General features: G+C 65.6%; 6 protein-coding genes. 2 read left to right on the top strand and 4 right to left on the bottom strand.

The annotated features are described in order from the left end of the window. Positions 1-43: 43 nt before the first annotated feature. Positions 44-1,690, top strand: coding sequence for a signal recognition particle protein (gene ffh / locus D7Y04_RS23855; RefSeq protein ID WP_120579074.1), 1,647 nt, complete (start codon positions 44-46; stop codon positions 1,688-1,690). 166 nt (positions 1,691-1,856) lie between these two features. Continuing rightward, positions 1,857-3,971 carry an Ig-like domain-containing protein gene (locus D7Y04_RS23860; RefSeq protein WP_121760803.1) on the top strand — a complete coding sequence of 705 codons (2,115 nt, stop codon included), beginning with the start codon at positions 1,857-1,859 and terminating at the stop codon, positions 3,969-3,971. 75 nt (positions 3,972-4,046) lie between these two features. Here the strand turns inward: D7Y04_RS23860 and D7Y04_RS23865 are convergent, their stop codons facing one another. The 4 genes from D7Y04_RS23865 to gltJ all read right to left on the bottom strand — a co-directional run bounded on the left by D7Y04_RS23865 (position 4,047) and on the right by gltJ (position 9,200). Next, entirely contained in the window at positions 4,047-5,147 is a 1,101-nt protein-coding gene (locus tag D7Y04_RS23865; RefSeq protein WP_120594276.1) for a TIGR04552 family protein, read from the bottom strand. A gap of 87 nt (positions 5,148-5,234) precedes the next feature. Next, complete coding sequence (locus D7Y04_RS23870) at positions 5,235-5,750, bottom strand: toxin-antitoxin system YwqK family antitoxin (protein WP_121760804.1); 516 nt, start codon at positions 5,748-5,750, stop codon at positions 5,235-5,237. A 190-nt stretch (positions 5,751-5,940) separates the two neighbouring features. Continuing rightward, entirely contained in the window at positions 5,941-6,828 is an 888-nt protein-coding gene (locus tag D7Y04_RS23875; RefSeq protein ID WP_120594278.1) for a hypothetical protein, read from the bottom strand. 236 nt (positions 6,829-7,064) lie between these two features. After that, positions 7,065-9,200 (bottom strand): adventurous gliding motility protein GltJ, encoded by a 2,136-nt coding sequence (gene gltJ / locus D7Y04_RS23880; RefSeq protein WP_121760805.1) that lies wholly within the window; start codon positions 9,198-9,200, stop codon positions 7,065-7,067.

Consider the following 9,200-nt stretch of genomic DNA (forward strand, 5'->3'; position numbering starts at 1 on the left):
GTGACCGTCGCATCCGGCGGGACGCTGTTATAAAGCGCCCCCCATGCTTGAGACCGTCACCAAGGGCTTCCGGGCCGCCAAGAACCGCCTCGCCGGCAAGAGCGAACTCACCCCCGAGCTGGTGGACGAGTCGCTGCGAGACATCCGCGTCTCCCTGCTGGAGGCCGACGTCGCCTTCGACGTGGTGAAGAAGTTTGTCGCCCGCGTCCGCGAGAAGGCCGTGGGCGAAGTCGTGCAGACGTCCGTCACGGATGCGGGGGGCCAGAAGCGCAAGGTCAGCGCGATGGACCACTTCATCAAGATCTGCCACGACGAGCTGGAGGCCCTGATGGGCCCGGTGGACACGAGCCTCCACCTGAAGCCCAAGGGCCAGCTGTCCGGCATCATGATGGTGGGCCTCCAGGGCTCCGGTAAGACGACGACCACGGGCAAGCTTGCCAGCCGGCTCCTCGCGGAGGGGCGCAAGCCCCTGCTGGTCGCCGCGGACATCTACCGCCCGGCCGCCGTGGATCAGCTCAAGGTCCTGGGCGAGCGGCTGAAGGTCCCCGTCTACCACGAGCCCGGCGTGCAGCCGCCCGAGCTGGCGAAGCGGGGCTACGCGGCCGCGCGCGAGCAGAAGTGCGACGTGGTGCTCATCGACACGGCCGGCCGGCTCGCCATCGACGAGACGCTGATGACGGAGCTGGAGTCCATCAAGTCCAACGTGCAGCCGGACACCATCCTGCTGGTGTGCGACGCGATGATTGGCCAGGACTCTGTTCGCACGGCGGCCGAGTTCGACCGGCGCCTCACGCTGGACGGCTTCATCCTGACGAAGCTGGACGGTGACGCGCGCGGCGGCGCGGCGCTGTCCATCAAGGAAGTAACGGGCAAGCCCATCAAGTTCCTCGGCATGGGCGAGTCGATGGACAAGCTGGAGGAGTTCCGTCCGGAGGGCCTCGCGGGCCGCATCCTGGGCTTCGGCGACATCGTCGGCCTGATGAAGGACTTCGAGAAGGTCGTCGACGAGAAGAAGGCCGAGGACGACGCGCGCAAGCTGCTCTCCGGCCAGTTCTCGATGAAGGACTTCGTCGAGCAGATCCGCATGGTCCGCAAGATGGGCCCGCTGAAGGACCTGCTGGAGAAGTTCCCCCTCTTCGGCGACCTCACCGAGCACCTGAACCCGGATGAGAAGGAACTCACCAAAATCGAGGCGATGTACGACTCGATGACGCAGAAGGAGCGCCTGCGTCCGGACATCATCAACGGCAGCCGCATCAACCGCATCTCCAAGGGCAGTGGCCGCAAGCCGGAGGAGGTGCGCGAGCTGCTGCAGAAGTTCGGGATGATGCAGCAGGTGATGGGAACCATCGGCCAGAACCCGGGCCTCCTGGGACGCATCCCCGGCTTCAAGCAGCTGGGGCAGCTGGGCCAGATGAAGAACATGGACCTGGGCAACATGTTCGGGAAGGACCCGAAGGCGCTGGAGAAGGCCATGTCGGCGATGGGCGGAGGCATGGGTGGCATGCCCATGCAGCTGCCGCAGATCGCCCCGGGCTACACGCCGCCCATGGGTCAGGCCGCGATGGCCAAGGCCCGCCTGATGGGCTACGCGCCCCCGGCCGCGAGCAAGCCGGACGACCGCGACGCCATCAAGGAGCGGCGCAAGAAGGAGAAGGAGAACAAGAAGAAGAACCGCAAGAAGAAGTAGTCCGCGGCCTTCTGGAGTCCCTCCCCTGCCCGCGCGTCCCCCACCGAAAACCGGGGGCGGCGGGCAGGCGTGTTTCCGGGGCCGGACGCATGTCCTGTTCCGCGGACGGGCATGGCAGTGTTCTCGCTCGGGACCGACCGGTCCTGACCTTGCAGAACGCGCCCCCATGCCCAACCTGAAACACCTGTTGCTGTTGAGCTGCATCGGACTGAGCCCCGCATGCATCGACGTCCCCCCGCTGGAGGACCCGCCCCAGGAGGATCCGCGGACGGACCCCGACGCGGACTTCACCTTCACGGCGGTATCCGCCCAGGAGCAGGTCCTCCCGGGAGGAACCCTGGACTGCGACGTCCGGCTCGCCTGGACCGAATCCACGGGAGGCGCGGTCACCTGGAGCCTCGTGTCTCCGCCCGCGGGCATCGAGTTGCAGTCGTCGACCCTGCCCAAGGGAGAAACGCGTGCGACCCTGAGCATCCGCGTGGGAGCGGGCACGGTGCCCGGTGCCTACACGCTGACGCTCCAGGGCAAGAGCGGCACGGTCACGAAGCAGGCGACGGTGGCGGTGACGGTCGGGAAGCCTGGAGACCTGGTGGTGAATTGGGTCGTGCCCACGCCCGGAAAGGCGTACACGCGAGGCCCCCTGCTCCTGCAGTTCACGGTGGAAGGAGGCGCGGCGGACAACGTGGAGCTCCTGAAGGACGCCACGGTGCTCGTGAAGCCCACGGGGAGTCCGTATTCGTTCACCTGGGATACCACCTCGGAGGCGGAGGGGACGTACCAGCTGTCCATCCGCGCGACCCGGGGTGGAGCCGTCTTCACCAGTGCGGCACGCACGGTCATCGTCGACCGCACCGCGCCCACCGTGGCGTCTTTCCTGCCCGCCAAGGACGCGGCGACCGTGGGGGTCCGCGAAGCCATCCAGGTCACCTTCAGTGAGCCCATGAATCCGCTCTCGGTGCCGGAGGCGGCGGTGGGGCTCAAGTCGGGGGCCGGGGCTGTCATCGCGAAGTCTGTGGCACTTTCCGCGGACGGCAAGACGCTGACCGTAACGCCGCTTAGCGCCCTGACTGCACCGAGCACCGTCCAGGTTGACCTGACGGCGGCAACAAGCGCGCTGACGGACCTGGCGGGGAACGGGGTGGTGAGCGCACCGGCATGGTCATTCTCCGTACCGACGTGGCTGCCGGTGGGTGGAGCAGTCAATGCGGTGGGAGGCGCAACCTCAACCGAGAGCGTCGTCCTAAAGTTGGATCACGATGACCGCCCAGTCCTTGCATGGGCTGAGTCGGACGGATCCAGCAAGAACATCTACGTTACTCGTTGGAACGGAGAGGCGTGGCTCATGCTAGGCGCGCCCCTGAGCGGCTTTGCTGCCATTGGAACAAATGCAGCGGCACCCACGTTGGCCATCGACGTTACTGGAGCGCCAGTAGTCGCATGGGAAGAAACGACCGGAAGTGGCGATGGGCGTGCCGTTTTCATCCGACGTTGGACAGGGATGACGTGGGAATCGTTGCCATCACCGACTCCGCCCTCAAACCTGGATATTCTCTTCGCTCCCAGCCTTGTAATTGGGCCTGACAACACCACCCATCTCTTCACCTCGCATCATGATACCGCGAGATTTTCCATCCTCTGCTACCAGTCTTCCAACCCAGCATCGAGTTGGCAGCAGCCATGGAGCCTGCGCGACGACCCGTATCTATTTAATCCTAGCGATGCATCCTCGGTCGCCTCAGGTGGGGACGTCTTCGTCGCAGCAACTGTCTTCGACGATCACACGTCAACGCGTAACATCGTTGTATACAAGAATAAGGATCCCTACCTCGGCGGCACGACACTGGGCAATGGCTCTGAGACGCCTTCCATTGACGCCGACAGTAACGGCCGTCCTTGGGTAGCATGGGCGGAGTTCGAGGCAGCCCCTCAGTCAGACGGTCAAATCCACTGGGGGCGCTGGGAAGGTAGTTCTTGGACATCCCCCGGTGCCGTCAACACGCGGTCCACGGGCAACGCAACACCAAGCCTTGCGCTGGCAAAAGGTGGCCCTCATGTGCTGGCATGGAGCGGAATCATTGACTCCGAACGAAGCATTCTTGTAAGTCAATGGATCGCAAATTCATGGCAGACCATGAGTTCCCCCCTCAACGCCTTGTCTGCGGCTGGTACCCCTGCCACTGCACCGTCAGTGGCGCTGAACTCCACAGCACAGCCCTTCATTGCATGGGCTGAGGCGGATGCGAGCGCAGCCAGCATTTACGTGGTCCGCATCAACCGCTAAATCCTAGCTTATATCTGTTCGGGTACTGCAGAGGCCTTCACCCAGCGGCTCTGCAGTGCCCTTGGGATTAGATGATTACCCCTGCCGTTTGGGCACGACCAATCCACGGCTCAAGCGATTGAGGACGCGTCGTTTTTGTCGCCGCTTGTAGCTTTCGTGAGCATTGTCGCCTAGTTCGTTGCGGCGAGCTGTCTCTTCGTCCGCGATCTGGAACTCAACGAGTGCGAAGGTGACCCGCCCCTTCCGGGGGCGGGTATCACTCTCAGGCGGAGGAAGGTAGGGGTCCATCCGGAGTGGAAGGTCCACGACGAAGTTGAGGACCCGGTAGGAATCCCCAGAGAAGGCGTTCCCCATCCGGTCCTCGCGGTCCTCGAAGTCCCGGTCCAGGTGGAGCTGAGGGATGAACTGCTCGAAGTGAGGGTTCTCCTCCAGCAGTCCCTTGAACGGCAGCAACGTGTTCTCTGTCTGCCCCGGGACAACGAAGTTGAAGGGGAACAGGCGCTGCGTCAGGAAGTAGAGGACCGGCAACAGGTCTTCCCGCTTGCGGGTGATGACGCGAAACCGCGTGCGGTCATACACCTGCGCCGCAACGGTCTCCTTCTTCGCGATCAGCTTCGTGACCAGGGAGTCCCGCGTCTTGATAGAGTGGGCAAACTCCACGATGGGCAAGCCCATCTCCTGCATCTCACGGGCGACGCCCAGCACCTTCTCCGTGACCATCTCCGCGAGCTCGGCTTCGGAGGCGGCCAGGCGGAAGAGCAGGTCCCGCCCTTCGATGTGCTGGATGACGTGCATGACCTTCAGCACGATGCAGGCGATGCGCCGGTAGCGGGCAAGCCCCTTGGCCCCCGATGCGAAGAGAAAGAGGTCGTGGATTTCTTCCGGCTGGGCCACGGCGTCCGCGACCCGGTAGTCGAAAGTCTTCCGCAGGTACTCCACCGCATCGGCGAGCACCGTCCGGGCCCAGGCATCGTCGTAGGGCCGCGATACGTCCAGTTGGCAGAGCCGCAGGAATCGGTCTACCTCATCCCGCGTCTGGAAGTGCATGCGCCGCCAGTCGATGACGGAGCCACCTCTCAGGATGAGCCGGATACGCTCAAGCTCACGCAATCCCATCTGCGACACCGGGCGGACAGGGATAGCAGGGAGGACTGGAACAAGAGAGGGGGCCTTCACACCTGCGTTCCTAACCGGACCGGAAGCTCAGGGAAAGCCCCTCGGTGGCTTCCTGGATGAACCAGGAAGCCACCCTTGACAACAGGGCTACTTCGAGGACGACGACTCGTACTCCTGCTCGCTCACGAGTTGCCCATCGCGGTACTGGCGCTCAGCGACCTTCTGCCCGTTTTCAGCGAACGCCACGGCGACACCATTCTGCGTTCCCTTTGCCCAGTGGTCCTCGGACCGCTTCTGACCACTGGCGAAGAAGTGCGTGCGACGTCCGTGATAGTTCCCGCCGGAGAACTCGATCTCCTCTGTCTTGACGCCGTTCGCATCGAAGAAGGTCCAGAGGCCTGACTGGGCGCCGTCCGTGTGCTGGCCAACGACCTTCTTCTGGCCGTTCGGGTGGAAGCTGACGTACGGCCCATGCGCGACAGGGACGCTGGCCTCGGTCTTGTTCCTAACGCAGAAAACCCCGCGATCCGCCATGGTCTCGCGCCCCCCAAACTGCTTCGTGCCCGCTGGGCAGGTCAGCTTGATATCGCTCGGGTTTGCAGCCATCGCAGGACCGCTCACAGCCAAGCACAGGGCAAGAACGCGGTACGGAACTTTGGACATGGTCTTCCTTCTTTCCAGATGTTGGGAGGCGTCTCGAACTCCCACACGTAAAACGCGTGGCCTCCGAATAAATTCAAGCTCTCGGCACCGCCTTGAACGGAATCCGCAATTAAGAAGGCCCTGCCCCTTAGTTAGGGAACAGGGCCTTCTGGACACGCTCAGGGGCCCAGTATCGACAACGGACTACTGGCTACTTCGTCAGCGTCGCGCAGAAGCCGTTGCCGTTGGTGAAGTAGAAGCCGAGCACAGTCTGGGAGAGATCCTTGTCAACACAGAGGTTCACCGACAGAGACGCGCTCCGAGCATCCGCCGACCGCTGGTAGCCATTGCTCAGCGGCACGCCATTCTGTTCACCGCCAGTAGTGCGGACGTAGAAGAACCCGTTGAGGCCCTCTTTCGTCGCGGGCAGGTCCGCGTTCTTGGAATAGAAGGACACACGGGCCTTCACGGTCTGCGCGGACGTATCCGTGCCGCAAGCCGTTCCGAAGATCTCCTTCGTCACGCTGTAGATGATGTTGCCGGTTCCCGTGGCCGGGTCAAAGCTCGCGGCCGGCTTGCCCTGGAGGTTGGAGCAGGTCGGGGCCGGGGGCGCCGAGCAGGTGCCGCCGAAGCAGGCCGAGCCGTACGCGCAGGTCGCCTGGCCCTCACCGGTGCAGGTCGTCGCGGCAGGGCTGCACACGCCCGTGGTGGTGTTGCAGGTGTTGCCGGCGCCGCAGTCAGCGTCCTTGGTGCAGCCCTCGGGGGTGGAGCCGGGCTCCTCGCAGCGCTTGGACACGGTGCCGCAGACCAGGTCCGTGGTGTCGCCCGAGTTGCACAGCTGGTTGGTCTGGCACTGGCAGACCTTCTGCGTGTTGGACGAACCGGCCAGCACGGCGCAGTTCTTCTCGGAGTCGGCGCAGTCCGAGCCGCTCTCGCAGGTGTCCATGCACACGCCGGCGGCCGTGTTGCAGAAACCGGAGGAGCAGTCGGTGTCCGACGTACAGGAATCAACCGTCGTCGTCTCATCGCCACAGGCCGTCAGGGCCAGGCTCATCGAGCTCAAAGCGGCGAGCATCACCATCATCTTGCGCAGCTGCATTCGGAACATCCTCCTGGATGGGTTACGTCGCCCGGCGTCTCCGGCCACCTGACTCCAGACACCGGGTTTGAAGTCGAGCGGGCTTTAGTCCTCTCGCTCCAGACGTGTCAACGAGTGTCGACCGACCTTCCTACGCCTCCCACCCTGGGAAATTCACTGTTCACGAAAGCGCACAATCCAGACGCACGTCACAGCGACATCGCCGTCATACGTGACGGCGATGTCGCTGCTGGATTTCAGAACGTGAACGGGAAGTCGATGGGCTCGCCCTGCTTCTGGTGCTTCGGGAACGACCAGCTCTTGATGAGGCCCGTGATGCACGTGGCCATGTAGCTCGTGCGGAACTCGTCCGTGCGGCACGACACCGCGGTCGTCTTACCGCTCGTCTGGACCGTCCAGCGCATCACCAGCTTGCCGCTGAGCGAAGGGTCCTTCTGCTTCTGCTCGTTCACGCACTTCACGATGGCCGGCTTGTTGTTCAGCACCACCTGCATGATGTCCGACTGCTGCAGGCGATCCAGCGTGCCGCCTCCCGGCTCGGGCGGGATGTACGCCGTCGCCGTCGGCTTGCTCGCGGGCTTCGCGGTCGTCGTCTTCTTCGTGCCGAACAGCTCGTCGAAGTCGTCATCCCCGCCACCGGAGTTCGACGACGAAGACGACGAAGACGCCGCGGAAGGCTTCGACACGGTGATCGCATCGCCGTCGTCGTCGTCATCCCGCGAGGAGCCTCGGCTTCCGTTGGAGCCCGACTTGCGATGGTTGCGCGAATCCACGCGCGCCACCGCCGTCCCCATGTTGGGCGTCGCGGAGGCAGGCTTCACCTCCGCCGCGGGCGGAGGAGGCGTCGGCGTGGCGGCCGGAGCCGTGGCCACGGCGGCGGGCGGCGTTGCCACCGCCGCGGGCGGAGTGCCAGCGACAGCAGGTGTCCCCGAGGCAGCGGTCGCCGCGGTGCCGTCAGCAGGCGGGGTCGGCGTCGCCGCGGGCTGCACCGCCGCCGGAGGAGGCGTCTGCACCGCCGCGGGAGGCGGCGGCATGGGCGGCATCTCCGCCTTGGGAGTCGGCGCGGCCGCGACCTGGACCGGCTGCTCCGTGGGACGCTCGGACGAATTGCCGCGCGCGACGAAGACGACGGCGGCGCCCGCCATCACCAGCACGCCCGCCGTCACCGCGACCATCATCCCCGTGCGGCCCTTGCCGCCCGTAGGTGCCGCCGCAGGCGGCGGATAGGCCGCCGGATAGCCGGGAGGCGGATAGCCCTGGGGCTGCTGCCCGTACGGCATCTGGGGCTGCTGCGGCGCGTAGCCCTGCGGCTGCGGCGCGTACTGCTGCTGCACCGGCGGCTGCGGCGCATAGCCCTGCGGCTGCGGCGGCGCGTAGGCCTGGGGCGCGGCCATTCCCGGCGCGGCGGCCATCATGGCCCCGGGCATCGACGGAGAGGACACCGGCTCCGGCGGCGGCATGGGCACATCCAGGAGACGCGACTGTGACAACGGCTCGCGCTCAAGCGACGGCGCCGGACGCGGCGGCGGCTTGCTGAGTGCGTCGTTCTCCTCCTTCACCAGCGAGGCCAGCACGCTCGCGGCCGAAGGCTTCCAGCCCACCGGCTCCTCGGCGACGGCCGAGTTGCCACCCGCGCCCGGACGGGAGGCGCCCGCGCTGAAGGCGGACTCCACCGGACCGGCGGGAAGCGTGGGCGACGACGTGGACACCGGCGCGGGCGCGACGATGACCGGCTTGGCCGGACGCGGCGCCAGCACCGACGCCAGCTCCGCCGTCTCCGACAGGGGAATCCAGTCGCTGAAGCCCGAGCGCCAGCAGAGGTTGTCCGGGCCCACCTCGCCACGGTCCCAGGCGTCCTTCACCTTCTCGACCGTCCAGGGGCCCACCTGCTTCTCGTCGATGGCGACGTACCACTCGTGCGTCGCGGCGGCGGCCTTCTCCTCCGCGGTCGGCTCGGCGGATTCGGCCTCGGCGAGCTTGCGCACGGCCTCCGCCTTCGCGGCCTTGGCCTCCGCTTCCGCTTCCGCGGCCTTGAGCTTCTGGGAGCCCGTGCTCAGGACCTGGTCGAAGACCGCGCCGATCTCATCCTCTTCCACGTCCGTGAAGAGGCCGCCTTCCGGCGGCGTGCCCAGCGAGGCAGGCAGCCCCGTGCCAGACGACTCCACGATACGGGGCGCGTTCGCATCCGCGCTGCTCTTGGTCTCGGTGGACGCGGAGGCCTCCGCTCCGCCCTCCTTCGCCGCCGATGCACCGGCGGGCCTCACCAGAATGGTGTGACCGCACTTCTTGCAACGCAGCTTGACCCCCTTGGGGCCAATCTTGTCGTCGCTGATCATGTACTGCGCGCGGCAGCTGTCGCAGACGAAACGCAT

Source organism: Corallococcus sp. AB038B, assembly GCF_003668955.1.
Lineage (GTDB): Bacteria > Myxococcota > Myxococcia > Myxococcales > Myxococcaceae > Corallococcus > Corallococcus exiguus.

What these genes read in the sequence shown, in the direction of transcription:
- ffh (WP_120579074.1), top strand. Translation starts at nt 44, where the DNA reads ATGCTTGAGACCGTCACCAAGGGCTTCCGGGCCGCCAAGAACCGCCTC.
- D7Y04_RS23860 (WP_121760803.1), top strand. Translation starts at nt 1,857, where the DNA reads ATGCCCAACCTGAAACACCTGTTGCTGTTGAGCTGCATCGGACTGAGC.
- D7Y04_RS23870 (WP_121760804.1), bottom strand. Translation starts at nt 5,750, where the DNA reads ATGTCCAAAGTTCCGTACCGCGTTCTTGCCCTGTGCTTGGCTGTGAGC.
- D7Y04_RS23875 (WP_120594278.1), bottom strand. Translation starts at nt 6,828, where the DNA reads ATGCAGCTGCGCAAGATGATGGTGATGCTCGCCGCTTTGAGCTCGATG.
- gltJ (WP_121760805.1), bottom strand. Translation starts at nt 9,200, where the DNA reads ATGCGTTTCGTCTGCGACAGCTGCCGCGCGCAGTACATGATCAGCGAC.